Source organism: Caldinitratiruptor microaerophilus (genome assembly GCF_025999835.1).
GTDB lineage: Bacteria > Bacillota > Sulfobacillia > Symbiobacteriales > ZC4RG38 > Caldinitratiruptor > Caldinitratiruptor microaerophilus.
Window position 1 is genome coordinate 2,157,059 of sequence record NZ_AP025628.1, and the last position, 24,800, is coordinate 2,181,858.

Annotated in this window: 23 protein-coding genes and 1 riboswitch; of the genes, 7 read left to right on the plus strand and 16 right to left on the minus strand. The window is 71.8% G+C overall.

Annotated features, from left to right (window positions below; translation table 11 throughout):
* Positions 1 to 20: 20 nt before the first annotated feature.
* The 9 genes from pyk to caldi_RS10480 all read right to left on the minus strand — a co-directional run bounded on the left by pyk (position 21) and on the right by caldi_RS10480 (position 10,400).
* Complete coding sequence (gene pyk, locus caldi_RS10440; protein WP_264841707.1) at positions 21 to 1,778, minus strand: pyruvate kinase; 1,758 nt, start codon at positions 1,776 to 1,778, stop codon at positions 21 to 23.
* A 31-nt stretch (positions 1,779 to 1,809) separates the two neighbouring features.
* Complete coding sequence (gene pfkA, locus caldi_RS10445) at positions 1,810 to 2,769, minus strand: 6-phosphofructokinase (RefSeq protein WP_264841708.1); 960 nt, start codon at positions 2,767 to 2,769, stop codon at positions 1,810 to 1,812.
* Between the two features lie 68 nt (positions 2,770 to 2,837).
* On the minus strand, positions 2,838 to 3,047 hold the full coding sequence (locus caldi_RS10450) for a hypothetical protein (RefSeq protein ID WP_406568081.1): 210 nt from the start codon (positions 3,045 to 3,047) through the stop codon (positions 2,838 to 2,840).
* A gap of 210 nt (positions 3,048 to 3,257) precedes the next feature.
* Positions 3,258 to 3,782, minus strand: coding sequence for a thiol peroxidase (gene tpx, locus caldi_RS10455; RefSeq protein ID WP_264841709.1), 525 nt, complete (start codon positions 3,780 to 3,782; stop codon positions 3,258 to 3,260).
* A gap of 92 nt (positions 3,783 to 3,874) precedes the next feature.
* The gene (locus caldi_RS10460) at positions 3,875 to 5,515 is read right to left on the minus strand and encodes an ASKHA domain-containing protein (protein ID WP_264841710.1); all 1,641 of its coding nucleotides are present in this window, start codon (positions 5,513 to 5,515) and stop codon (positions 3,875 to 3,877) included.
* Positions 5,512 to 8,106 (minus strand): homocysteine S-methyltransferase family protein, encoded by a 2,595-nt coding sequence (locus caldi_RS10465; protein ID WP_264841711.1) that lies wholly within the window; start codon positions 8,104 to 8,106, stop codon positions 5,512 to 5,514. Before caldi_RS10465 ends, caldi_RS10460 begins: the two co-directional genes overlap by 4 nt.
* 46 nt (positions 8,107 to 8,152) lie before the next feature.
* Positions 8,153 to 8,875, minus strand: a complete 723-nt coding sequence (locus tag caldi_RS10470; protein WP_264841712.1) for a hypothetical protein — start codon at positions 8,873 to 8,875, stop codon at positions 8,153 to 8,155.
* Entirely contained in the window at positions 8,872 to 9,804 is a 933-nt protein-coding gene (locus tag caldi_RS10475; RefSeq protein WP_264841713.1) for a methylenetetrahydrofolate reductase, read from the minus strand. The genes caldi_RS10470 and caldi_RS10475 overlap by 4 nt, the downstream gene beginning before the upstream one ends.
* A gap of 79 nt (positions 9,805 to 9,883) precedes the next feature.
* Positions 9,884 to 10,002: riboswitch (SAM riboswitch) on the minus strand.
* 161 nt (positions 10,003 to 10,163) lie between these two features.
* On the minus strand, positions 10,164 to 10,400 hold the full coding sequence (locus tag caldi_RS10480) for a DUF2249 domain-containing protein (protein WP_264841714.1): 237 nt from the start codon (positions 10,398 to 10,400) through the stop codon (positions 10,164 to 10,166).
* A gap of 196 nt (positions 10,401 to 10,596) precedes the next feature.
* Here caldi_RS10480 and caldi_RS10485 point away from each other — a divergent pair, with 196 nt between their 5' ends.
* From caldi_RS10485 to caldi_RS10510, 6 genes are all read left to right on the plus strand, one after another.
* The gene (locus caldi_RS10485; protein WP_264841715.1) at positions 10,597 to 11,343 is read left to right on the plus strand and encodes a DsbA family protein; all 747 of its coding nucleotides are present in this window, start codon (positions 10,597 to 10,599) and stop codon (positions 11,341 to 11,343) included.
* The gene (locus caldi_RS10490) at positions 11,343 to 11,762 is read left to right on the plus strand and encodes a vitamin K epoxide reductase family protein (protein WP_264841716.1); all 420 of its coding nucleotides are present in this window, start codon (positions 11,343 to 11,345) and stop codon (positions 11,760 to 11,762) included. The genes caldi_RS10485 and caldi_RS10490 overlap by 1 nt, the downstream gene beginning before the upstream one ends.
* A gap of 275 nt (positions 11,763 to 12,037) precedes the next feature.
* Complete coding sequence (locus caldi_RS10495; protein ID WP_264841717.1) at positions 12,038 to 13,090, plus strand: nucleotidyltransferase family protein; 1,053 nt, start codon at positions 12,038 to 12,040, stop codon at positions 13,088 to 13,090.
* A gap of 5 nt (positions 13,091 to 13,095) precedes the next feature.
* Positions 13,096 to 14,283 carry a glycosyltransferase family 4 protein gene (locus tag caldi_RS10500; protein WP_264841718.1) on the plus strand — a complete coding sequence of 396 codons (1,188 nt, stop codon included), beginning with the start codon at positions 13,096 to 13,098 and terminating at the stop codon, positions 14,281 to 14,283.
* Positions 14,258 to 15,427: a glycosyltransferase gene (locus caldi_RS10505; protein WP_264841719.1), complete on the plus strand. Its 1,170-nt coding sequence runs from the start codon at positions 14,258 to 14,260 to the stop codon at positions 15,425 to 15,427. Before caldi_RS10500 ends, caldi_RS10505 begins: the two co-directional genes overlap by 26 nt.
* Positions 15,424 to 15,777 carry a cupin domain-containing protein gene (locus tag caldi_RS10510; protein WP_264841720.1) on the plus strand — a complete coding sequence of 118 codons (354 nt, stop codon included), beginning with the start codon at positions 15,424 to 15,426 and terminating at the stop codon, positions 15,775 to 15,777. The genes caldi_RS10505 and caldi_RS10510 overlap by 4 nt, the downstream gene beginning before the upstream one ends.
* Positions 15,778 to 15,828: 51 nt before the next feature.
* On the opposite strand, the gene caldi_RS10515 is transcribed toward caldi_RS10510, so the two are convergent.
* From caldi_RS10515 to caldi_RS10540, 6 genes are all read right to left on the minus strand, one after another.
* A complete protein-coding gene (locus tag caldi_RS10515) occupies positions 15,829 to 17,724 on the minus strand; it encodes a PrkA family serine protein kinase (protein WP_264841721.1) in 1,896 nt (631 codons plus the stop codon).
* 187 nt (positions 17,725 to 17,911) lie between these two features.
* Entirely contained in the window at positions 17,912 to 18,622 is a 711-nt protein-coding gene (locus caldi_RS10520; protein WP_264841722.1) for an ABC transporter ATP-binding protein, read from the minus strand.
* The gene (locus caldi_RS10525) at positions 18,615 to 19,421 is read right to left on the minus strand and encodes an ABC transporter ATP-binding protein (protein ID WP_264841723.1); all 807 of its coding nucleotides are present in this window, start codon (positions 19,419 to 19,421) and stop codon (positions 18,615 to 18,617) included. Before caldi_RS10525 ends, caldi_RS10520 begins: the two co-directional genes overlap by 8 nt.
* Entirely contained in the window at positions 19,418 to 20,371 is a 954-nt protein-coding gene (locus tag caldi_RS10530; RefSeq protein ID WP_264841724.1) for a branched-chain amino acid ABC transporter permease, read from the minus strand. The genes caldi_RS10525 and caldi_RS10530 overlap by 4 nt, the downstream gene beginning before the upstream one ends.
* Complete coding sequence (locus caldi_RS10535; protein ID WP_264841725.1) at positions 20,346 to 21,224, minus strand: branched-chain amino acid ABC transporter permease; 879 nt, start codon at positions 21,222 to 21,224, stop codon at positions 20,346 to 20,348. Before caldi_RS10535 ends, caldi_RS10530 begins: the two co-directional genes overlap by 26 nt.
* Before the next feature lie 32 nt (positions 21,225 to 21,256).
* Positions 21,257 to 22,456 (minus strand): ABC transporter substrate-binding protein, encoded by a 1,200-nt coding sequence (locus caldi_RS10540; RefSeq protein WP_264841726.1) that lies wholly within the window; start codon positions 22,454 to 22,456, stop codon positions 21,257 to 21,259.
* Between the two features lie 160 nt (positions 22,457 to 22,616).
* Between caldi_RS10540 and caldi_RS10545 the strand changes: the two genes are divergently transcribed.
* Entirely contained in the window at positions 22,617 to 23,351 is a 735-nt protein-coding gene (locus caldi_RS10545) for a YetF domain-containing protein (protein ID WP_264841727.1), read from the plus strand.
* Between the two features lie 24 nt (positions 23,352 to 23,375).
* On the opposite strand, the gene caldi_RS10550 is transcribed toward caldi_RS10545, so the two are convergent.
* Positions 23,376 to 24,716 (minus strand): SpoVR family protein, encoded by a 1,341-nt coding sequence (locus caldi_RS10550; RefSeq protein WP_264841728.1) that lies wholly within the window; start codon positions 24,714 to 24,716, stop codon positions 23,376 to 23,378.
* Positions 24,717 to 24,800: the final 84 nt, after the last annotated feature.

Below are 24,800 nucleotides of genomic sequence, written 5' to 3' on the forward strand. Positions count from 1 at the left end.
CCACGCCACCCCGGGCACGCTCACCGCACCGTCGCCTTGCCCCGGTACACGAGCCCCCGGGTGGCGTCGACCGTGACCGTGTCCCCGTCGGCGATGCGGGCGGTGGCCCCCTGTGCCCCCACCACGACCGGGATGCCCAGCGAGAGGCAGACGACCGCCGCGTGAGAGGTGAGACCGCCCTCCTCGGTCACGACGGCCGCCGCCCGCTCCATGGCGGGGACGAAGTCGGCATCGGTGAAGGAGGCCACGAGCACGTCGCCCCGGCCGACCCGGTCCAGGTCGGCGGGCCCGCGCACGACGCGGGCCACGCCCACCACGGCCCGGCGGCCGATCCCCGTGCCCCGCGCCAGCACCTCCGCCACCGTCTCGACGCGGATGAGGTTCGTGGTGCCCTGGATCCCCAGCGGCACCCCCGCCGTGATCACCACCAGGTCGCCGCCCCGGACCAGCCCGGACTCCAGCGCCCCCTCGATGGCCCGGTCCATCATCGTGTCGGTGGAGGTGGCCTCCTCCTTCACCACCGGATGGACCCCCCAGACCAGCGTGAGCTGGCGGGAGACCCGCGGGTTCGGGGTGACGGCGATGATCGGCGCCCGGGGCCGGTACTTGGAGACCATCCGGGCGGTGAAGCCGGAGGCCGTCGCCGTGATGATGGCCGCGGCGCCGAGGTCCGCCGCGGTGGCGACCGTCCCGTGGGAGATCGCCTCGGTGACGGTGGCGAGCCGCTCCCCCGCCTGGCGGCGCTTGCGGGCGAGGATGGCGGCGTAGTCCAGCGCCTCCTCCGTGCGCTCGGCGATGCGGGCCATCGTCTGCACGGCCTCGACCGGGTGCGCGCCGGCGGCCGTCTCGGCAGAGAGCATCACGGCGTCGGTACCGTCGTAGATGGCGTTGGCCACGTCCGAAGCCTCCGCCCGCGTCGGGCGGGGCCGCTGCACCATGGACTCGAGCATCTGCGTGGCGGTGATCACGGGCTTGCCGAAGCGGTTGGCCCGTTCGATCATCGCCTTCTGCATGAGGGGGACCTCTTCGGTCGGCACCTCCACCCCCAGGTCGCCCCGGGCCACCATCAGCCCGTCGGCGATCTGCAGGATCTCGTCGAGGTTGTCGAAGCCCTCCTGGGACTCCACCTTGGCGATGATCTGCTGATCGCCCCCGGCCTCCTCGAGCACCCGGCGGATGGCCAGCACGTCGGCCGCCTTGCGCACGAAGGAGGCGGCGATGAAGTCGACCCCCTCGGCGACGCCGAAGCGGATGTCCTCGACGTCCTTCTCGGCCAGGGCGGGGAGCGACACGCGGATCCCGGGGAGGTTGACCTTCTTGCGGTCCGAGAGCACGCCGCCCACGACCACGCGGCAGTGGACGTCCGGGCCCGCCACCGACTCCACTTCCAGGACGATGTTCCCGTCGTCGAGATACACCGGCCGGCCGGGTCGCACGTCCTCCGTGAGCCCGGGGTACTCGACGTAAACCCCCTCCGCCGTGCCGGGGCGCGGCCGGGTGCTGAGCGTGAAGGGCTGCCCCTCCCGGAGGGTCACACGTCCCCCCTCGAAGGTGCCGATGCGGATCTCGGGTCCCTTCAGGTCGAGCATGACGCCCACCGTGGCGCCGGTGATCCGCACGGCCTCCCGGATGGCGGCCAGGCGGCGGCGGTGGTCCTCGAGGACGCCGTGCGACATGTTGAGCCGCGCCACGTTCATGCCGGCACGGATGAGGCGGACGAGCACGTCCACGTTTTCGCTCGCGGGTCCGATGGTGGCCACGATCTTCGTCCTACGCACGGTCCGGCCTCCCTGATTCGCTCCCCCGGTTTCACACCGCCAGCCCTTCGGCCAGCCGGACGAGCTCCAACGGAATCGGCTTGGGCTTGCCGATGACGTCGTCGAAGTCGCGCTCCACGACAGTCCCGTGCTCGATCCCGACCATCTTCCCCGACTCCCCGCGGGCCAGGATCTCCGCCGCCCGGGCCCCGAGCTGGCTGGCGAGGACGCGGTCGCTGGCGGTCGGCGCCCCGCCGCGCTGCACGTGGCCCAGGACGGTGACGCGCACGTCGAAGCCCGTGCGCTGCTTGATCTGCTCGCCCACCTCGAAGCCCGACCCCGCCCCCTCCGCCACCACGACCAGCGAGTGCCGCTTGCCGCGGGCGAAGCCCCGCTTCAGGCGCTCGCACACCTCCTCGACGGGCAGCGGGTGTTCGGGGATCAGGATCGACTCGGCGCCGCCCGCCAGCCCCGCCACGATGGCGATCCAGCCGCTGTGCCGGCCCATGACCTCGATCACGAAGGTGCGGTCGTGGGAGGTCGCCGTGTCCCGGATCTTGTTGATGGCGTCGACCACGGTGTTCACGGCCGTGTCGAAGCCGATCGTCACGTCCGTGCCCGCGATGTCGTTGTCGATGGTGCCCGGCACCCCGACGGTGGGCAGGCCGAGCTCGATGAGCCGCTTCGCCCCGCGGAAGGACCCGTCGCCGCCGATCACCACGAGCCCCTCGATCCCGAGCCGGCGGGCCGTCGCCATGGCCTCGGCCTGCCCCTCCGGGGTGAGGAAGCGATCGCTGCGGGCGGTCTGCAGGATGGTCCCGCCGCGGTGGATGATGTCGCCGACGTCCCGCAGGGTCAACGGCACGTGCTCGCCCGAGATCAGCCCGGCGAACCCGTGCCGGACGCCGATGACCTCGAGGCCGAGCTGCTGACCCCACCGCACCACGGCCCGGATGGCCGCGTTCATCCCCGGGGCGTCGCCGCCACTCGTCAGGACGCCGATCCGCTTCAAGACCCCTCTCCCTTTTCGTACCGGATGTCTGGCCGGGCGGGCCGACCCCCGGAGGCCCCGCCGCGCGCTCAGAACGAGCGCCCCAGGTGTTCGGCCAGGATCTCGTGCGCCTCCCGGGCCTCGCCCTGCGGAACCAGCACCTCGACCGGCGCGCTCGGGCCTCCGGCCTGGCTCACGACCCGCAGGTTCACGAGGAAGCCCTCCCGGGTCAGGATCTCCTTGATCCTGTCGGCCTTCGCCTTGCTCGGCGCGATGTAGACCACCGTCCACACACCCACCCGCCCCCTCCCCGCAGGGCAGGTTCCCGCTCCGGCACGCCACTGGCTGGGCTATCATTCGACAGGTGGCTGAGCGTTCCTCCTGCGTGGCGAACGCCCCGGCCCATCTGAAGCGGTATCCTTACCGCCGTGCCCGGTCCCCTATCCGGCGCGCGCAAGGGCCCCCGCGGCCGGCGACCGGCTGCGGGGGCCCGCTCGCGTACACGTACCCTACGAAACCCTGGCCGCCGCCTGGCGGGCTGCGGCGATGGCCGCCTCGTAGTTCGGGTGGTTGTGGGCGTCCGGCACGTACTCCACGTAGGTGACCTTTCCGCTTGCATCCACGACGAAGACGGCCCGCGCCAGGAGCCGCAGCTCCTTCACGAGCACCCCGTACGCCTGGCCGAAGGAGGCGTCCCGATGGTCGGACAGGGTGATCACGCGCTCCACGCCGGCGGCCCCGCACCAGCGCTTCTGCGCGAACGGAAGGTCCATGGAGATGGTCAGGATCGTGACCCCGGGGAGGCCCGTGGCCTCCTCGTTGAAGCGCCGGGTCTCCGCGTCGCACACGCCCGTGTCCAGCGACGGGACCGAGGCCAGGATGAGGGGCTTGCCCGCGAAGTCCTTCAGGGAGACGGGCTTCAGGTCAGTGCCGAGGGCGGTGAAGTCCGGGGCCGTGTCCCCGACCTTGATCTCCGGGCCGATGAGGGTGACAGGCTTGCCGCCGAAGCTGACGACGCCGGTGCGCTCGACCATCGGCTGTTACCTCCTTGCGGACCAGTCCCTTCGGGCCGCGCAGCCAGCGGGACTTTGTACACGCCAAAGTTTAGCACCGGGGGTGGACCGCGTCAACGAACGCCGGCGGGGAAGGCGAGGGCGGCCATGAACACCGCCTCGAAGTCGGGGTGGGTGGCCAGGTCCACGTGGCGGATCCGCTGCGCCAGGACCGCCGCGCGCCGGCGCGCCTCCCGGCTCAGCAGGGCGAGCTTGGCGCCCTGTGCGGCCAGGTTGCCCGCCGGGACGACGCGCTCCGGGGGTACCTGCGGCAGGAGGCCCGTGGCCAGCGCCGCCTCCCGGCGCAGGTAGTTCCCGAAGCCGCCGGCCAGGAGCACGGCGTCCAGTTCCGCCGGCGTCACGCCCGCGCTCCGGAGGAGCACCTCCACCCCGCTCCGGACCGCGCCCTTGGCCAGCTGGAGCTGGCGCAGGTCCCGCTGGGTGAGCACGACCGTCGGCTCGCCCGGCGGCTCGGCCAGGACGAAGGCCAGCCCCTCCCACGCGCCCTCCCGGATGCGGCCGGCCAGAGGCCCGCGCGCGTGCAGGCGCCCGTCCGGGTCCAGGGCACCCGTGGCAAGGAGCACCTGCGCGGCGTCGAGGAGACCCGACCCGCACACCCCCCGGGCCACGGCCCGGTCGCCACCGGCCACGCCGACGCGCAGGCCGGCCCCGTCCCACTCCACGGACTCCACCGCCCCAGGGCCGGCCCGCATGCCCATCGAAAGCTCGCCGCCCTCGAACGCCGGCCCCGCCGGGGCGGAGGCGGCCCACAGCTCGCCGCGGTGGGCCAGCACGGCCTCCCCGTTCGTCCCGATGTCGACGACCAGAACAGTTTCCCCGGTCCGGTCCAGCCCCGCCGCCAGGGCGCAGGCGACGGCGTCCGCCCCCACGAAGCCGGCCACGACCGGAAGCGTGTGCACCGGGGCCTGCGGGTGGATGCCCAGGTCCCCCAGGGCCGCCGCCGGGGTGTCGAGGCCGCCGCGCACGACGGGGCGGTAGGGCGCGACGGCCAGGCCCTCCACCGGCAGGCCGAGGAACAGGTGGTGCATGGCGGTGTTGCCGACGACCGCGGCGGCCACCGCCGCCTCGGGCGGCAGGCCAGCCCGGCGCAGGAGCCGGCGGGAAAGGTAAGCCACGGCCCGCACGGCCAGCGCCTGAAGCGCCCGCCGTTCGTCCGGTCCTGCCATGGCGTGGGTGAGCCGGGACATGAGGTCGGCGCCGTACACCGACTGGGGGTTCGGGAGCGTGGCCGCGCCCAGTTCCTCGCCGGTCTCCAGGTCGAGGAGGGCCGCGACGATCGTCGTCGTGCCCAGGTCGACCGCCAGCCCCACCGGGCGCGCCCCCCGGGGGGCGAGGTGGAGCGGCGCCCACGGCTCGACCGGCACGTGCCCGCTCAGGCGCCCCAGGCCTGCCTTGCGGGGGTCGGCCGCGCCCCCGGGCAGGATCGCCACCTCCAGGACCCCTGCCGCCCGGTGCTGGCACGAGAGGCGGAAGCCCAGCTCGAGCTCGGCCGGGCTCAGGTGCTCCCGGTCTGCCGCCGAGGGCGGCGGCACGTCGCCTCCCAGGCGCACCCGGCACTTGCGGCACGTGCCCCGTGCGCCGCAGGGAGTCTCCACGTGGAACCCGTGCTCGTTCAGGGCGATGTGCAGGGGCGTGCCGGCCGGCACCTCCACCGCCCGGCCGCCCACGACCAGCCGCGCGGTGCTCTCCGTCATGCCTCCGCTCCCGCCCCGCGCCGGGCCCGGACCGCCTCCAGCACGCGCAGGGCCTCGCGCACGGCCTCCTGGGCGTCGCGCCCGTGGCCGGCGGCGCCGATCTCGTCGGCGTACCGGCGGCTGGTGGCGGCTCCGCCGATCAGGACGGGCATGTCGCTCCCCCGCTGGCGGAAAAGTTCGATGACCTTGCGCATCTGGGGCATCGTCGTCGTCATGAGGGCGCTCAGGCCCACCATGTCCGCCCCTTCCTCGAGGGCCCGCTCGACCACGACCTCGTTCTTCACGTCCCGCCCGAGGTCGATCACGCGGAAGCCGTAGTTCTCCAGCAGGACGGCCACGATGTTCTTGCCGATGTCGTGAATGTCCCCCTGCACGGTGGCCAGCACCACGGTGCCGATCTCCGCGCGGCCCGTCCGCTCCTTCTGCAGCTCGGGCTTGAGCCGCGCGAAGGCCTGCTTCATCGCGGTCGCCGAGAGCATGAGCTGGGGCAGGAAGTAGATGCCCGCCCCGAAGAGACGGCCCACCTCCTCGATCGCCGGGATGAGCGCCTCGTTCAGGATGGCCATGGGCCCCATGCCGTCGGCCAGGGCGGCCTCCACGTTCTCGAGCACCCGGTCCCGGTCCCCGTCCAGGATGCCCCGGTACAGGGCCTGCTTCCGGGCGCCGTGGGGGTCGTCGGGGCCGTGGATGACGGGGGGGATGGGCCGGTCGCCGCCGCTGAGCGGCGCGGCGGCCCCCGCGCTGCCGGGGCCGTCGCCGGCGGTCCCCGCAGGTAGCGCCGGGCCGGGTGCCGGCCCCCCGGTCGGGCGGTCCAGGAGCCGGCGGGCCTCCTCCAGGCTGTGCACGAGGGTCTTCTTGCCCAGGACGGCCACGTACTCCCGGGCGTCACGGTCCCGGTTGAGGAAGAGGCGCACCGCCCGGATCGTGTCCATGATCCGCTCGTCGAGGGGGTTCGTGATGACCATGTCCAGCCCTTCGCCCAGGGCCATGGCCAGGTAGACGGCGTTGAGGAATCCCCGGTTCGGCAGGCCGAAGGAGATGTTGGAGAGCCCCAGCGAGGTGCGCACGCCGAGCTCTTCCTTCACCAGCCGGATCGCCCGCAGCGTTTCCTTCGCCCCCGCCTGCTGGGCGCCGGCGGTGAGGGTGAGGACGTCGATCACGATGTCCTGGCGGGGGACCCCGGCCGCCAGGGCGTGGTCCACCAGCCGGCGGGCGACCGCGAGCCGCTGCGAGGCCGTGGCGGGGATGCCCTTCTCGTCCAGCGTCAGGCCGATCACCCCGGCGCCCCAGCGGCGGGCGATGGGCAAGACCTTCTCGAGCCGCTCCGGCTCGCCGGAGAACGAGTTCACCAGCGCCTTGCCCACGAAGGCCTTCAGCCCCGCCTCCAGGACCTCCGGCCCCGGCGAGTCGATGCTCAGCGGAACGTCGGCGACCTCCTGCACCGCCCGCACGGCGGCGGCCATGGCGGCGGCCTCGTCGATGCCCGGCACGCCCACGTTCACGTCCAGCATCACGGCGCCGGCGGCAACCTGCGCCCGGGCGTCCTCCCGGACCATGGCCAGGCGCCCGGCGCGGAGCTCGGCGCTGAGCTTCTTCCGCCCCGTGGGGTTGATCCGCTCCCCGATCACCATGGGCAGGTCTCGCTCCAGGAGGAACACGCTGCGGGTGCGGGACGCGAAGGCGGCAACCTCCGCCCGGGCGTCCTGGCGTCGCGGCGGCCGGAGCCCCGCCACCGCCGTGGCCAGGAGGCGGATGTGCTCGGGCGTGGTGCCGCAGCAGCCGCCCACGATGCTCGCCCCGGCCTCGACCAGGCGCGGCCCGTACGCGGCGAACTCCTCCGGGCCCATCGGGAACACGGTGCGGCCGTCCGGCTGCAGGAGAGGCAGCCCGGCGTTCGGCTGCACGGAGACGGGCACCCGGGCGACCCGCGCCATCCGGGCGACGAGGCCCGTCAGGGCATCGGGGCCCACCGAGCAGTTCAGCCCGACCACGGCCGCCCCGAGGCTCTGGAGCACGACCACGGCCGTCTCCGGGTCCGTCCCGGTGAACGTGCGCCCCGTGCGGTCCATCGTCATCTGGGCGATGATCGGGATGCCGGGCGCGTGGTCCCGGCATGCCAGGATCGCCGCCCGCATCTCGTTCAGGTCGGCGATGGTCTCGATGATGATCAGGTCCGGCCGGGCCTCCGCCAGGGCGCGGGCCTGCGCGGCGTACTGCGCGTAAGCCTCGTCCCACGGGTAGGGTCCGAGCGGCTCGAGCAGCTGGCCCAGCGGGCCCACCGAGGCGGCGACCAGGGCCCGGTCGCCCGCTGCCTCGCGGGCGAGCCGGACGGCGGCGACGTTGATCTCGCGCACGCGGTCCGCCAGGCCGTAGTGGCCCAGCCGCAGGGGGACGGCACCGAAGGTGTTGGTCTCCACGACCTGGGCGCCGGCCGCCACGTAGTCCGCGTGGATGGCCCGCACCACGTCCGGCCGCTCGAGGTTCCACAGCTCCGGGCAACCCCCCGCCGGAAGCCCCCGGGCCTGGAGCTGCGTCCCCATCGCCCCGTCGAACACCACGACGCCGTGACGCAGCCGTTCGAAGAAGTCCACTACCCAACACCCCTGTACGAGCGTGCGAAAAGCGCCCCGGCGGGCTTCAGGCCCCCCGGGGCGGCAGGCGATAGGCGCAGTCGACCCGGTCGCAGGCGCCACAGCCGGAGAGCGGGGCGGCCGGACGGTCACCCGCCCACCCCAACACCACCGCCGCCGACTTGCGGGGCACGAGGGCCCCGCCGGACGTGGTACCCACGCCGATCCGGTCCCCGCCGGCCAGCTCGAGCAGGCCGGCCAGGGCCGCCGGATCCCAGTCGGCGTAACCGGGGCCGAACGGATCGGTGAGGCGGAGTCCGGCACCGGCGGCCTCCCGGGCGACCCGGGCGCGCACCTCGCCCAGCCAGGCCTCCACGGCGGCCGATCCGGCGGCGTCGACCGCCACGGCCAGCGCGTGCTCGTTCCTGGCGAAGAGGGCGTCCAGGGCCTCATCGATCGCCGGGCCCAGCGTGAGCACGGCGACGGTCACCGCCCGGGAGCCCGCAAGCCCCTCCGCCAGCCGGCGGCTGCGCAGCACGTCTCCAGTGGCCAGCGCCACCCCGTCGGGTCCCGCCCCGGCCACCGCGCAGGTGAAGACCGCCGCGCGGGGCACGGCCAGGCGGCGCGCCAGCTCGGAGGCCCGCTCCACCGTTTCCATGGCGGCCGGGGTGGCCCGGGTGCGCCCGCGGCGGTATCCCAGGTAGTGGAGCACCCGCGCCCGGGAGGGCACGACGGGGCGGGCCGGGATGAGGATGGCGGGACGGGGGCCGGCCGCCGTGGTCGGGTTCACGCGGTGGCCCCCCCGACCGCTGCCCGCAGCGCCGGGTGGCTGCGGCGCAGGCCCATCTCCTCCATCCGGTCCAGCAGGCCGAGCACCAGGCGGGCCGAGTTCATCGGGAACAGGTGCACGCCGTGGACCCGGGGCGCGATCGCCGCGATCACCTCGGCGGCGATCCGGACGCCCTCGTCCCGGTCGCCGCGCTCCATCCGCTCGAGCACCCGGGGCGGGATCCGGACCCCGGGGACGTTCCGGGCCAGGTACAGGGCGTTCCGGTAGCTCTTCAGCGGCATGATGCCGTACAGGATGGGGAAGTTCTCGAGCCCGCGCCGGGCCAGGTGCTCCTGGAAGCGTTCCACCACGGCAGGGTCGTAGACGGGCTGGGTCTGGGCGAAGTGGGCGCCTGCCTCCACCTTGGCCAGCAGGCGGTCGACCTCGCGGGCGGGGTCGTCGGAGGCCGGGCTCGTGGCGACCCCGATCGCGAAGCCCGTGCGACCCCCGAGCTCCCGGCCCGCCACCGTGTACCCCCGGTTGAGGTTCGCGGCGATCGCGACCAGCCCGGCGGCGTCGCACTGGAACACGCCGGCGGCGTCCGGCTGGTCACCCCGCTCCGGGTCGTCCCCGCGCAGGGCGAGGATGTTGCGCACGCCCAGCCCCGCGGCCCCCAGGAGCTCCGCCTGCAGCCCGATCAGGTTGCGGTCCCGGCAGGTGAGGTGGAAGATGCATTCCACCTGCAGGTCGCGCTGGAGGAGGTGCGCCAGGGTGATGGGGCTCATGCGAACGCTGGCCATGGGGCAATCTGCCACGTTGACGGCGTCCACCCGGTCCGCGAAGAGCCGGACGAACGCCACTGCCTCGGCCGGGTCGGGACCCCTTGGCGGGTCCACCTCCACGGTCACCGTGAACTCGCGCTGCTGCAGCCTGTGCAGGAGCCGCGCCACCAGCCGCACCCCCTGGCGATACGTCGACCCCCCTCCGGGCGGAGGGGGGTGAAAGCGTACGTGGGTCCGCGTCACCCCGCTCTCATCTCCCGGTGCCCAAGAGGCCACCGCAGGATTTGGCACCGCTGCAGCCAACCTGTGCGGCTGCCGGTTGCCGGGCGTCATCGGGCCAGTCCCTCAGCCTGCTCTCGATAAGAGACGGGTCCGGATTCAGTTGTAACGAAAACCCGTATGGTCTTAAGTTACCAGCACCCGGCCGTGCGGGCAAACCGCCGAAAGCCCGGATTGCGGCCGTTCACGGGCTACGGCCGTCCCAAAGCGCCGCCGCAGCGTGGCGCGCGCCCCCGCACGGCCCCGTCCTACTTGCGGCGGATCTGCACCCGCCAGACCTCGGGGCCCTGCTCCAGGTACTCCCACTCGAACCGCCCCGCGCGCTCGGCAGCGAACTGGTAGTAGAGAGGCTTGGGGTCGTGGTCGTTCACGAGGACCATGGCCTCGCCCGCGCCCAGGCTCTCGAAGGTCTGGAAGATCAGCGGATGCCGCTGGAAGGGCGGGACCTGCCGGACGTCGAGGACCTTGGCACCGTCCTGGCTCATGGAGCGAACCTCCCTTTTTACAACCTCGCTATTGACTTTTCCACCGAAGTAGCCCCCGTGCCAGTGACGTGCGTCACCACACGGCGTCACCACACGGTTGGAAGCCAGCGTGCGGACACCGCGCGGTGGCGGCGGGGGAGAAATGTGCTGTACACTTGGGGACGGGCCCCGAGACCTGGCGCGAGGTGGGACGTCCATGGGGAAGAGGCGAAATCCGGCGCAGCCGCCGGGGCGCGGGACGGCGCGCCGGCGCAGCGGGATCTCCGGGGGCGCCATGGCCGCCGTCGCGGCCGTCGCCGCCCTGGCGGTGTTGCTCGCCATCTGGTTCGGCACGGGACCGGCTCCGGACGCGCCGGCCGGAGGCAGCGGCGGCCCGGCCGGCACGACCGCCGGTGACACCGCTGGTGTGCCGGCCCGGAGCGGCGGCCGGACGGTGGGCAGGGCCGACGCGCCGGTGGTCGTGGAGATGTACTCCGACTTCCAGTGCCCCCACTGCGCGACGGCCGCCCGCGAGGTGGTCCCGCCGCTGCTGAGGGAGTACGCCGACGCCGGGCAGGTACGGTTCGTCGCCCGGTACTTCCCCATCCTCGGCCCTGGCTCGACGCTGGCGGCGGAGGCAGCGGCGTGCGCCGACCGGCAGGGCCGGTTCTGGGCGTACCACGACGAGCTGTTCCGCCGCGGCGAGAGCGGCGATCGCAGTGCGTTCACGCTGTCCGGCCTGCACGAGATCGCCGGAGACCTGGGGCTCGACGGAGCGCGTTTCCGGAGCTGCCTCGAGAACCACGAGACCCGCGGCGAGGTCCAGGCCGACTACGACCAGGGCACACGGCTCGGCGTGCGGGCCACCCCGACGTTCCTGATCAACGGGGTGAAGATCGAGGGGGCCCTGCCGTACGCGGAGATCAAGCGCCTGGTCGACGTGGCCCTGAAGGAGAAGCGCTGATGCGGGTCGGCTGGGCCGTCGCCGCGACCAGCCTGGCCGGGGCGGCCGTCTCTGGCTACCTCCTGTGGCACAAGCTCACGGGGGGCCCCGTGCTGTGCCTGGCGGGGGGCGGCTGCAGGGCCGTCAACGCGAGCCCGTGGGCCCAGCTGTTCGGAATCCCCGTCGCGGGGGTGGGGCTGGCGGTCTACCTGGCGCTGACCCTGCTCGGCGTCCTCTGGGCCCGGTCCGGCGGGGCGGGCGGCTGGGCGGCGCTCGGCGCCTTCGGGCTGGCCCTGGGCGGCTTCCTGTACTCGGCCTACCTCACCTGGGTCGAGGCCGCCGTCCTGCACGCCTACTGCAGCTGGTGCCTCCTCTCGGCGGGGCTCATGACGCTGGATCTGGTGCTGGTGGGCGGGGGCCTCCTCCTCCCCGGCCGGTGACCGGCGCGGGCGGGCGCTCACTGCCTTCGCGCCCATTTCGTGGAAGGAAATACCTTGCATTCCCACGACCGCCAACGCTATAGTGAAACATGGAGTTTTTGCTGTCCAGCGGCTTCGGCGGCTCCGGCGCCCGGTGCGCGTGCCGTGCTTTCTGCGGGCTCCGCGGGTGGCCGTAACTTTCGCCTTCACTTTTGCAGTCCTTCACCTTGGCAGCCAGCTAGTTTGAGTGCTAATATGCAGCGCTGAGGAAATCCGGGTTGCAGGAGGGAATTCGCGTGCAGGTGAAAGCGGTTCTGCTGGCCGGCGGCCTCGGGACACGGCTGCATCCCCTCACCGAACACCTCCCCAAGCCCATGGTTCCCGTGCTGGGAAGGCCCTGGCTGGAGCGCCTCCTGGAGGACCTGGCGAAGCAGCGGGTGACCGAGGCCGTCTGCGCCCTCCGGCACGAGCCGGAGGCCATCATGGATCGAATCGGCGACGGCGAGTCCCTCGGGCTGCCGGTGCGGTACCGGATCGAGCCGGCACCCCTCGGCACCGGCGGTGCCATCCGGTACGCGGCGCAAGGCATCGGGGAAACTTTCCTCGTGTTCAACGCGGACGTGGCCCACCAGTTCGACCTGAAAAAGCTGGTGGATTTCCATCGTGAGCGCAGGGCGCTCGTGACCATCGGTCTCGTCGCCCTGGAGGACGTTTCGGGCTACGGCGTCGTGGAGCGAGACGACGCCGGTCGGGTGCTCCGCTTCGTGGAGAAGCCCGAGCCCGGCGAGGTGCGAAGCCCCTTCGTCAACGCCGGCGTCTACGTGTTCGAGCCCGCCGCGCTCGAGTACATCCCCGAAGGCAGGGAAGTATCCGTCGAGCGGGAGACCTTCCCCGCGCTGCTGGCTGCGGGCGAGCCGGTGTATGCGACCGTCCTCGACGGATACTGGTCGGATCTCGGAACCAGGGAACGCTACCTCCGGGTGCATCGCGACATCCTCGCGGGACGCTGGCCGCTCCCGGAGGTGGGCCTGCAACCCGCCCGGGATCGGGTCTGGCAGGATCCCAGCGCCCGTGTTCACCCGGAGGCGGAGCTCGTCCCCCCCGTCTGGCTGGGGCCCCGGAGTGTCGTCGAGTCCGGCGCCGTGGTCGGCCCGTGGGTGGTCCTCGGGCCGGGCAGCCGCATCGGCGCCGGCGCCCGGGTGCAGGATGCCGTGCTCTGGGAAGGGGCGCGCGTGGGCCCCGGCGCTCAGCTGGAGAGTTCGGTCCTCGGCCGCGGGGCCTCCGTCCCCGGCGGGGTCCGGTGCTGGGAGTGCCTGGTTGCCCCCTCCCCGGCCACGGCGGGGAGGTGAGACGTTTGAAGCTCGCGATCGTCTCGACGTGGCCCCCGCGCCGCTGCGGCCTTGCCTCGTTCGCGGCCTGGCTGCGCGCCGGGCTGTCCGACGCCCGCCACGGGCCCCTGCCCGTGGTGGCGGTCTCGAAGCGGCCGGGCGAGTTCCCTTACGGCCCCGAGGTGATCTTCGAGATCGTTCAGGAGGATCCGGAGAGCTACCGTGAGGCCGCGCGCCTGCTGAACCAGGCCGCCGTCGATGCCGTGCTGCTCCAGCACGAGTACGGGATCTACGGCGGCCAGGACGGGCGCATGGTGCTCGAGCTGGCATCCGAGCTGGAGGTCCCCCTCATCACCACTGCCCACACGGTGCGGTCGGAGCCGACCCCGGGCCAGCGGGAGGTCCTCTCCCGGCTCGCGTACCGTTCCGAGCGGGTCGTGGTGATGGCCCGGCGGGCCGTGACCCTGATGGAGTCGGTGTACGGGGTGCCGGCGAGCAAGACCGTCCCGATCCCCCACGGCGTGCCCGCCCCCCCACCGGCCCGGCGGGTGCGCGAGCTGCGGCGAACCCTCGGCGCCCGGGGGCGCGTGCTCCTCATGACCCTGGGCCTCCTGGGCCCGGGCAAGGGAATCGAACTCGCCCTGGAGGCCGTGGCGCTTGCCCGGAAGAAGTGCCCCGAGATCCTCTACCTGGTCATCGGCGCCACCCACCCGGGTGAACTCGCCTACCGGGGCGAGGCGTACCGCGAAGCGCTCGTGCGCCGGACCGAAGCCCTGGGCCTCGAGGAGCACGTCCGCTTCATCAACCGGTATCTCGACGAGGACGAGGTCCTGGCCCACATGGCGGCGGCGGACATCTACATCACCCCATACCCGGGGCGTGAGCAGATCTCCAGCGGCACGCTGGCCTTCGCCGTCGGCCTGGGGCGCCCCGTGATCTCGACGCCGTACGCCTATGCCGAGGAACTCCTGAGCCGCGGCGCGGGGGTTCTCGTCCCCTTCGGCGATGCGGAGGCCATGGCCCGGGCCATCGAAGAGCTCGCGACGGATCCGTCCCTGCGCGAGGCGGTTTCGGAGCGTGCCGCGCGGGTGGGCGCGACCATGGGGTGGCCGCGCGTCGCCCGCCAGTACGCAGCCCTGGTGGCGGGGCTCCAGGAAACCCGGACTGCGCACGTGGAGGTGAAGGCCGATGTCCCCTCTCTCCGCTCCCGCTAGGCCGCGGCTCCGGGATCCGCACCTGCCGGAGGCGGGCCGGTCCGCGCCGGTTCTCCCGGCGCCCCGCCTCGAGCACCTGCGGCGCATGACCGACGACACGGGTCTCATCCAGCACGCGCTGGGTCCCGTGCCCAACCGAAAGCTCGGCTACACCACGGACGACAACGCGCGGGCTCTCCTGGTGGCCCTCCTCGCCTGGCAGCAGGGCGACCTGGGAGCCCGGGTCCTCGCCGACACCTACCTGGCCTTCCTGGCCTACGCGCAGGAGCCGGACGGTTCCTTCCACAACCTCTTCGCCTACGACCGACGGCCGCTCGAGGAGGAACCCTCGGAGGACTGCCAGGGCCGGGCCCTGTGGGCCCTGGCGGCGGCCGCCCGGGCGTGGGGCGGCACCCCGGCCGGCACGGTCGCCGCCCGGCTGTTCGACCGGGGGCTCGACGCCTTCGCCCGCCCGGTGCAGCCGCGGGGGCAGGCGCAGCTGATCCTGGCCGGAGCCACCCTGCTCGACCCCGAAGGCGGGCCGTCCCTGACCGATACCCCGCCGGCCCTGCCGGAGAGCGTCCTGCAGCGGGTCCGCAGCGCCTTGATCCTGGCGGCCACGGATCTCGTCCTCCGGTACCGGCACGAGAGCGGGGAGGGCTGGCACTGGTTCGAGCCGGTGATGACCTACGACTGCGCCCTCCTGCCGGCGGCTCTCTTCTGGGCCTACCGGGTGACCGGCGCCGGCGAGTACCTGCAGGTGGCGCGGGAGAGCCTGGAGTTCTTCGCCGGCGCCACCGTGCGCAACGGGACGTTCTGGCCGGTCGGCAACCGGGGCTGGTTCCCCCGGGGCGGCCAGCCGGCCGAGTTCGACCAGCAGCCTCTCGAGGCGGCCGCCCTGGCGGTCGCCGCCGTCGCCGCCCAGCGCGCGACCGGGCAGAAGGGCTGGCGGGAACTGGGGCTCATCGCCGGCGAATGGTTTCTCGGCCGCAACGCCCTCGGGGTGCCGCTGTATGACCCCCGCACCGGGGGGTGCCGGGACGGGCTCTCGCCCGACGGCGTGAACGAGAACCAGGGTGCGGAGTCGACCCTGGCCTTCCTGCTGACACGGCTGATCCTGGAGAGCGAGCGGGAGCGCTGGGCCATGGAGGTGCGGGGCGCGTGAGCGCGGAAGCGCTGCCCAAGATCGTCGAGAAGCCCTGGGGCCGGGAGATCTGGTACGCGGTCACCGACCGCTACGCCGGCAAGGTGCTGGAGGTGCGCGCCGGGCACGCCCTGAGCCTCCAGTACCACCGGCAGAAGAAGGAGACCCTCTACTTCCGCAAGGGTTCGGGGACCCTGGTCCTCGGGGACGAGGAGATCCCCATCCGGCCGGACCTCTCCGTCACGATCGAGCCGGGCACCCGGCACCGGATCGTGGCGGCGACGGACCTGGAGATCCTCGAGGTGTCGACCCCGGAACTCGACGACGTCGTCCGGCTGGAGGACCGCTACGGGCGAACGGCGCAGCCGTAGTTGCTGGACGCGCATACCCCCTGGGGCAGTGCTCCCAGGGGGTATCCTGTCCTACCGGCTCAGCAGCGTGCCCACGTACCGGAGAAGCTCGTTGGCGCACACCTGGCAGTACCCGTGCTTCTCGATCAGGCGGTTCGTGACCTCGTTGATCTTCTCCTGCTGCTCCGGGTCCGGCGTCTTCGTGCTGGTGAGCATCTTGACCACGTTCTTGAGGTCGGCGAAGAGCTTCTTCTCGATGGCCTCCTTCAGGCGCTCGTGGGAGGTGTAGTCGAACTTCTGGCCCTTGCGGGCGAGGGTGGAGATGCGGATGAGGATCTCCTCCCGGAACGCCTTCTTCGCGTTCTCCGTGACCCCGATCTGCTCCTCGATGGAGCGCATCAGCTTCTCGTCGGGGTCGACCTCCTCGCCGGTGATCGGGTCGGTGATCTTCTGCTTGTTCACGAAGGCCTCGACGTTGTCGAGATACGCCTCCCACGTCGCCTTCGCCTGCTCCTCGAAGGAGTACACGAAGGCCCGCTGCACCTCGTTCTTGGCGATCTCGTCGTACTCCTTGCGCGCCTCGTAGATGAAGTTGAGGTACTGCTCCTTCTCCTCCCGGGTGATGCCGGTGTGCTGCTCGAAGCCGTCCTTCAGCGCCCGCAGGGCGTCCAGTGGGCCGAGGCAGCGGACGTCGTCGTCCGCCAGCGCGGCGGACAGGCGGTTGATCACGTATCGGGGCGAGATGCCGATCATCCCTTCGCGGACGGCCTCTTCCTGCAGCTCCTTGATGTCCTTGCGCGTGAAGCCCTCCACCGACTCCCCGTTGTAGAGCTTGAGCTTCTTCATCAGGCTCATGCCGGCCTTCTTGGAGGGCTCCAGGCGGGTCAGGATCGCGAAGATGCTGGCGACCTTGAGGGTGTACGGCGCGATGTGCACGCCCCGGACCCCGCTCTCCCGCAGGAGCTTCTCGTAGATCTTGACCTCGTCGTCGACGCGCAGGTTGTAGGGCACCCGGATCAGGATGATCCGATCCTTCAGGGCTTCGTTCTTCTTGTTGTTGACAAAGGCGTTGTACTCGTTCTCGTTCGTGTGGCTGATGATGCACTCATCGGCATAGATCATGGCGAACCGGCCGGTCTTGATGCTCTGCTCCTGGGACAGGGTGAGAAGCCCGTACAGGAACTTCTCGTCGGACTTCAGCATCTCGATGAACTCCATGAGGCCGCGGTTGGCGATGTTCAGCTCGCCGTCGAACCGGTACGCCCGGGGATCCGACTCCGACCCGTACTGGCCGATGGTGGACAGGTCCACCGAGCCGGTGAGCTCGGAGATGTCCTGGCTCTTCGGGTCGGACGGGCTGAAGGTCCCGATGCCGACGCGGTTCTTCTCCGAGAACACGATGCGCTGCACGATGACGTCCTCGATCCGGCCGTCGTACTTGTCCTGCAGCATCTGGCGGCAGTACGGGCAGAGGTCGCCCTCGATGTAGATGCCGTACTCCCGCTCGATCTCCGGACGCAGCGCATCCGGGACCAGATGGAGGGGCTCCTCGTGCATCGGGCACCCCTTGATCGCGTACACGGCGCCCTCGTCGGTACGGGAGAACCGCTCCATCCCGCGCTTGAGGAGGGTCACGATCGTGGACTTGCCGCCCCCGACCGGACCCATCAGGAGCAGGATCCGCTTGCGCACCTCCAGGCGCTTGGCGGCCGAAGCGAAGTACTCCACCAGCTGTTCGAGCGGCTTCTCCAGCCCGAACAGATCGTTCTCGAAGAACTTGTACCGGCGGACGTTGTCCTCCCCGGTCTCGACCCCGGCGGAGGCGATCATCCGGTAGATGCGCGCGTGGGCCAGGTCGGCGACGTGCGGGTTCTGGCGGACGATGTCGAAGTATTCCAGGAACGTACCTTCCCACTGGAGCTTTCTTTCCTCTGCCCGGTGCTGCTCCAGCCGTTCTCTGAGGTCCATAGCCAGCCCTCCCTCATGTGCGGGGCCGCGGCCTAGGCCGCGGCGGACCTGCCGACGGCGGGGCCCCAGCACCGGCCCCTTTGCCCCATCATATGCGCCGACCGTCCCGGCCCCTGACTCGCGCGCGACGGACCGGCCGCAAGCCGCGGCCGGTCCCGGGCGTCACGCACGGGCCTCGAGAACGGCGCTACGCGCCGCCTCCCAGGTACGCCGCGATCACGCCCTCGTCCTGAAGGAGCTCGCTGCCCGGACCTTCCCGGGTGATCCGCCCGTTCTCGAGCACGTAGGCCCGGTCCGCCAGGGCGAGCGCCATGGCCGCGTTCTGCTCGGCCAGGAGCACCGCCGTGCCGGCGCTGCGGATCTCGCCGATCGTCCGGAACAGCTCGTCGACCAGGAGGGGCGCCAGCCCGAGGGAAGGCTCGTCGAGGAGGAGCAGCCGGGGTCGAGCCATCAGGCCGCGGCCGATCGCCAGCATCTGCTGCTCCCCGCCCGACAGCGACCACCCGTAGCTCCGGCTGCGGGCCCGCAGGCCCGGGAACAGGTCCAGCACGCGCCCCACGTCCTCACGGACCCGCGCCTCCGGCGCCCCGACGGCGTATGCCGCCACCTGCAGGTTCTCGACCACCGTGAGCCCGGGGAAGATGCGCCGCCCCTCCGGCACGTGGGCGACCCCCCGCCGGACGATCTGCTCCGGCGCCCGCCCCAGGAGCTCCTCGCCGGCGAAGCGCACGGACCCACAGGCGGGCACCAGGCCCGAGATCGCCCGCAGGAGCGTGCTCTTGCCGGCGCCGTTCCGGCCCACCAGGGTGACGATCTCCCCCGCCTCCACCCGGAGCGACACACCGAAGAGGGCCTGCACGGGACCGTAAAACACCTCAAGGTTCTCGACCTCAAGCACCGCTCCGGGCCTCCCTTGCGGCCGGGTCGGCAAAGCGAGTGCCCAGGTAGGCGCGCACGACCTCGGGGTGGCGCCGGACCTCCTGGGGGGTCCCTTCGGCGACCCGGGAGCCGAAGTTGAGGACCGTGATCCGGTCGCACGCCTGCATGACGAGGCTCATGTCGTGCTCGACCAGCACGACGGTCAGCCCGAACTCCCGGTTCAGCCGGCGGATGAGGGCCAGGAGCTCCTGCTTCTCGGCGGGGTTCATGCCCGCGGCCGGCTCGTCGAGGAGGAGCACCCGGGGTCCGGTCGCCAGCGCCCGGGCGATCTCGACCAGCCGCTGCTGCGCGTAGGGGAGGTCGCCCGGCAGGTCGGCGGCGCGCCGGCCGAGGCCCACGAGGTCGAGCAGTTCGAGGGACCTACGGCGGGCGGCCTCCTCCTCGCTGCGCATCGCCGGCGTCCGGGCGAGGACGGCGAGGAGACCGGCCCGCGTGCGGGGGTAGGTGGCGGCGAGCACGTTGTCGAGCACCGTCAGGTGGCGGAACAGGCGGATGTTCTGGAACGTGCGGGCGATGCCCAGGCGCACCCGGGCGGCGGCGCCCTGGCCGGTCACGTCCCGGCCCTCCAGGAGCACCTGCCCGCGGGTCGGGCGCAGGAGCCCCGAGATCAGGTTCAAGGTCGTGGACTTGCCCGAGCCGTTGGGGCCGATGAGGCCGTGGACCTCGCCGGGCCGGACCGCCATGTCGAGGCCGTCGACCGCGACGAGGCCGCCGAACGCCTTCGTGAGCCCGCGGAGGGCGAGGGCCGGGGTGGTCATGCGGGTCGCCCCCTTCGCACCCGCACGCGGGCCGCGGCGCCGGCCAGTCCGCCGGGCAGGAAGACCAGGATCGCCAGGAGGCCCCCGCCGTAGATCGCCATGTACCAGTCCTGCAGGCCGCGCAGCGCCTCGGGCAGGTAGGTGAGCAGCACGGCGCCCGCGATGGCCCCGCCCAGGGAACGGCGCCCGCCCACCATGAGCATGGCGAGCATCTGCATCGTGTGGTCGAGAGTGAAGGCGTCGGGGCTCACGTACCGCTGCAGGTGGGCGTAGAGCGCCCCCGCCAGGCCGCTGAGGAGGGCCGACACGGAGAAGGCCAGCACCTTGAGGCGGGCCGCGGGGATGCCGCTCGACTCGGCCGCCAGTTCGTCGTCCCGCACGGCCTCGAGCCCCCGCCCCAGGCGGGACCGGCGCAGCCGCTCCACGGCCACCGCCACCAGGACGAGCAGGGCGAGACCGAGGTAGTAGTAGAGGCGGTAAGGCGCCAGGCTGAGCCCCCCGAGCGACGGCGCGGGGATGCCCGAGATCCCGGACGGCCCCCGGGTGACCGGTTCCCAGTTCACCAGCACCAGCCGGGTCACCTCGGCGAAGCCGATGGTGGCGATCGTGAGGTAATGGGACCGGAGCCCGAGGGTCGGCAGGGCCAGGGCGGCGCCGGCCAGGCCAGCGGCCGCCGGCGCGGCGACGAAGCCGAGCCACACGGGGAGATGCCCGTCCACGGTGAGGATCGCCGACGTGTAAGCGCCGATCGCCCAGAAGGCCGCCTGGGCCACGGAGAGGATCCCGGTCAGGCCGAAGAGGACGTAGAGTGCCACCGTGTTGATCGCGTTGATGACCGCCATGTTGAGCAGGACCTGGCTGTACGGCGCCCAGGCGAGCGCGGGGACGACGAGCGCCCCGGCGAGGGCGACCAGCCAGAGCGCCTCAGGCCTTGTCGGCGATGCGCTCACCGAAGATCCCCCTGGGCAGCAGGATCAGGAACAGCACGAGGATGAGGAACGCGAAGGCGTCCTTGTACTGCGACGACAGGTACGTCGCGGCGAGCACCTCCACCACGCCGACCACCAGCCCGCCGGCGATGGCCCCCGGCACGCTCCCCCATCCGCCGATGATGCTGGCCACGAAGGCCTTGAGCCCCATGACGAAGCCCATGTCGAGGTTGACGAAGAACACGGGGGCCACCAGGACTCCGGCCAGCGCCCCCAGCGCGGCGGCGAGGGTGAAGGTGAGCGCCCCCAGGCGGGTGACCGGGATCCCGAGGAGCTGGGCCGCCTGCCGGTCCTGGGAGGCGGCGCGCAGCATCTTCCCCGTGCGGGTGTGGAAGAAGAAGACATAGAGGAGCCCCACGAGCAGCGCGGTGACCCCCAGGATGAGCACGTGCTGGGGCAGGATCACCACGCCGCCCACCTTCCAGACCCGATCCCCGAACGGCTCCGTGAACGAGTACGGGACCGGGCCCCAGATCTGCTGGGCCAGGTTGCGGAGGAGCACGGACGCGGCCAGGGTCGCGACCAGGTGGGTGACGAGGTCCTCCCGGCGCAGGGGCCGGTACGCCAGCCGCTCGAACACCAGCCCGATCCCCGCCCCGAGTACCAGGACGGCAGGCAAGGCCGCCCAGAAGGGCAGCCCCGCGCCGGTCGCCACCGAGTAGATCAGGAACGCTCCGAGCATCGCGAACTCGCCCTGGGCGAAGTTCACGATGTTCACCGAGTTCACCAGGAGCACGAACCCCAGGGCGACCAGCCCGTAGATCGAGCCCATGGCCAGCCCGGTGACCAGGAGCTGGAGCAGGTACCCGTCCACGCGCTCACCTCAGATCCGGCCGGCGCCGTCCGTCAGTCCGGCACGTTCACCGTCTTGAGGGGCACCAGCTTGCGGCCCTCCCACCGGGCGAGGACCCCCTGGTGGAGCCCGTTGCCGTCGGCGTCAAAGCTGTACGGGCCGCTCACCCCGGCGTAGCCCTTGACCTCGTGCAGCGCCCGGCGGATGGCCGCCGGGTCGGTACCGGCCTTCTCGATCGCCTGGAGTAGCATGTTGGCGCCGTCGTAGTTCGTGCTGACCACGAAGGAGACGGGGACGTCGGGGAAGTTCTTCTTCACGGCCTCGACGAAGGGCCTGGTCTTCTCGTCGAGGCCGACGGCGGCGTCGAGCAGCACGTGGATGCCGTCCGTCGCCTCCCCGGCGAGTTCGAGGTACTCCTCGGTCCCGAAGCCGGGCCCACCGAGGATCGGGATCCCGAGGTCGAGCTGGCGGGCCTGCTTGGCCACCAGGCCCGAGTCGGCCGGCACGGTCCAGGCGATGAGGAGGTCCGCGCCGGCCCGCTTGATCTTGAGGAGCTGCGCGGAGACGTCCTTGTCGGTCTGCGTGAACGTCTCGGCCGCCACCGGCGGGGCGCCCAGCTCCTCCAGCGTGGTCTTGATCACCTGGTAGCCGCCCTTGCCGTAGTCGTTGTTGGGGTACAGGATCCCGGGCCGCTTGGCCTTGAGCTCCTGCACCGCGTACTGGGCGATGATGCGGCCGGCCTTCTCGTCGTTCGTGCGCAGGCGGAAGAAGAGCTTCTCCGGCTGCTTCGTAATGGGAACCCCCGTCGCCGAGGTGAAGACAGGGAGGCCCGCCTGCTTGATGCCCTCGTACATCGCCATGACGAGCGGGGTGAAGGTGGGGGCGAACATCGCGACCGGCTTCCGGCCGAGGATCTTGTTGAACGCGTTCACCGCGGTGGACGGGTTGCCGGCGTCGTCCTCCACGACGACCTCGACCTGCCGCCCCTTCACACCGCCCTTCTCGTTCCACTCCTTGGCCGCCAGGCGGACGCCCGCAGCCACCTGAACGCCGGTCGCCGCCAGCGGGCCGGTCAGGGACGTGACCACCCCGATGACGATCGGCTCGCCGCCCGATGCGGCCTGCCCTGTGGTCTGGGCGGCGCCCGGTCCCTTCTGGGTGCCCGCGCCGCCTGACTGCGGCCCGCCACCGCACCCGGCCACGAACGAGAGCGCGGCCAGCAGGAGCGCGGCGGTCATCCTTCTTGCGTGCACGCACTTGCCCCCCTGCCACAACACAGGTTGTTTCTTGTGTATACGGCGCGGGCGGCGACATTCCTGTCCGGTGTGGATTGCCTCGCAGCGCGTAGCCGGGGCGCGCGCCAACCACACTAGCGCCGGAAAGCCACCCTTCGAGCACGAGGAGGTCAGTGCGGTGTCCGGCGGCGACTACATCGGCTCGGTGCTGCGGGCGGCGGTGCTGTTCGGCGTCCTGCTCGTGGCCACACGGATCATGGGCAAGAAGCAGCTGCGGGCGGTGACGGTCTTCGACTACATCGTGGGGATCACCATCGGATCGATCGCCGGCGACCTCACCACCAACCTGGAGCAGCCCCTGCTTCCCCGCCTGGCCGCGCTGGGTACCTGGGTGGGGCTGTCGCTCCTCATGCACCTGGTGGGGCTCAAGTCCCGGTGGTTCGCCAAGCTCACCCACGGCGAGCCGCTGATCCTCATCCACAACGGCAAGATCCTCGAGGACAAGCTCGCCCTCACCACCCTCACCACCGACGACCTCATGGGCATGCTGCGGGAGAGGGGGTACTTCGACCTGAACGAGATCGAGTTCGCGCTCCTCGAGACGAACGGGCAGCTGAGCGTGCTGCCGCGCTCGCAGGCCCGGCCCGTGACCCGGCAGGACCTCGGCCTGTCCACCCAGTACGAAGGGGTGGCAACGGAGGTGGTGTACGACGGGCGGATCCTGGCCTCGAACCTCAAGCGCTTCGGCCTGGACGAGCAGTGGCTCCTGGACAAGCTCAAGCAGAACGGCGTCGAGGACCCGAAGGAGGTCTTCTACGCCGCCCTGGACACGCGCGGGAACCTGTACATCGACCGGTACAGGGACCACATCAAGGTGGTGACCGACGTCAGCGACTACCCCGGCCCGAACTAGAAGGCCCGGCCGGGCAGGCCGGGCTCAGAGGGTCTGGCGGCTCACCCGCTCGCCCTCGCACGTGAGCACGACGGTCCGGCCGCTGACCACGGTCTCCAGGTGCACGGGGCGCTGCCAGATGTGGTACACGTGCTGCAGGGTCTTCTCCGCGTACGGGACGTCGAGTTCGCGCCCGTCGAAGTGGTGCCGCAGGTACAGCTCCCGCCGCCCCCGGTAGTCGCCGTCGTCGACGGTGATGAGCGGGCGGCCGAAGTTGGTGAACGAGTCGACGATGGCGTCCCGTACCCGCTCCCACGTCTTGTCGGTGACCTTCCACTCGTCCCCTTCCAGCTTGAACAGGAAGAGATCGAGGTCCTTCACGAGCTCTTCGGTGAGGTACAGGCGCAGGAACGAGGCGTCGTTCTCCAGTTCCCGCACCTCGAACAGGCGGTCCCGGCCGAACCGCTTCTCGATGTCCTCCCAGATTCGCAGGCCCACGTGATAGGGATTGATGCGGGTTCCCCCCGGGGTGCAGACGGCCGCGTGCATCCGGGCGAAGTCCGTGAACTCCTCGTTCGTGAGCCCGATCTCCCGCAGGATCCGGCTGTGCCAGTAGCTGGCCCAGCCCTCGTTCATGATCTTGGTCATCATCTGGGGGACGAAGTACAGGGTCTCCTCCCGGACGATGGCGAGGATGTCCCGCTGCCACTCCTCCAGGTGGTCGCCGTACTCGAGGAAGAAGCGGAGCAGGTCCTGATCCGGCTCGGGCGGGACCCGCTTCCGGTCGGGCTTCCGGGGCTCGGCCCCGGCCCTGGCCGGGGGGAAGAGGTCGCTCCACGGGTCCCCGGCGGCCGGCGGCTCCTTCTCCTCCTCCGGAGGCTCCCGGCGCGGGAACGGGTCCACGTGCTCGGCCACCGACAGCACCGCGTCCAGGAAGCGCTCGACCTCGACGAAGCCCTCGTCCTGCGAGTACGCCCGGATGCGCCGGGCGTGCTCGGAGACGACGTCCACCATCTCCCGGTTCGTCCCGCGGAACCAGATGTTGTTGCGGAAGAAGTCGCTGTGCCCGAACACGTGCGCCACCACGAACTTGTTCTGCAGGAGGGTGTTCGAGTCGAGCAGGAAGGCGAAGCAGGGGTTCGAGTTGATGACCAGCTCGTAGATCTTCGAGAGGCCGTAGTCATACTGGGTCTTCAGCTGGTAATAGGCCTTCCCGTGCGACCAGTGGCTGAACCGCCCGGGCAGGAGGTAAGCGCCGAACTCGTACATGATCGCCGGGGGGACGATCTCGAAGTGCACGGGGAACGGCTCGAGCCCGAACTCCCTGGCCTTGTCCCAGATCCGCTCGATGGCCGCCTCCAGGAGGGGAATCTCACGCTCTTCCATGCCGCATCCCTCCAGCCGCGGGACAGCGCCACCATCGGGGTGTGACTTCAGTGCCATGATATGCCGCGACGGGAGCGCGGCTTG

Bases quoted from the DNA above. Each gene is read 5' to 3' on its own strand.
- caldi_RS10490 (WP_264841716.1), top strand. From the start codon at position 11,343: ATGCGGGTCGGCTGGGCCGTCGCCGCGACCAGCCTGGCCGGGGCGGCC.
- tpx (WP_264841709.1), bottom strand. From the start codon at position 3,782: ATGGTCGAGCGCACCGGCGTCGTCAGCTTCGGCGGCAAGCCTGTCACC.
- caldi_RS10515 (WP_264841721.1), bottom strand. From the start codon at position 17,724: ATGGACCTCAGAGAACGGCTGGAGCAGCACCGGGCAGAGGAAAGAAAG.
- caldi_RS10550 (WP_264841728.1), bottom strand. From the start codon at position 24,716: ATGGAAGAGCGTGAGATTCCCCTCCTGGAGGCGGCCATCGAGCGGATC.
- caldi_RS10525 (WP_264841723.1), bottom strand. From the start codon at position 19,421: ATGACCACCCCGGCCCTCGCCCTCCGCGGGCTCACGAAGGCGTTCGGC.
- caldi_RS10505 (WP_264841719.1), top strand. From the start codon at position 14,258: ATGTCCCCTCTCTCCGCTCCCGCTAGGCCGCGGCTCCGGGATCCGCAC.
- caldi_RS10485 (WP_264841715.1), top strand. From the start codon at position 10,597: ATGGGGAAGAGGCGAAATCCGGCGCAGCCGCCGGGGCGCGGGACGGCG.
- caldi_RS10480 (WP_264841714.1), bottom strand. From the start codon at position 10,400: ATGAGCCAGGACGGTGCCAAGGTCCTCGACGTCCGGCAGGTCCCGCCC.
- caldi_RS10460 (WP_264841710.1), bottom strand. From the start codon at position 5,515: ATGACGGAGAGCACCGCGCGGCTGGTCGTGGGCGGCCGGGCGGTGGAG.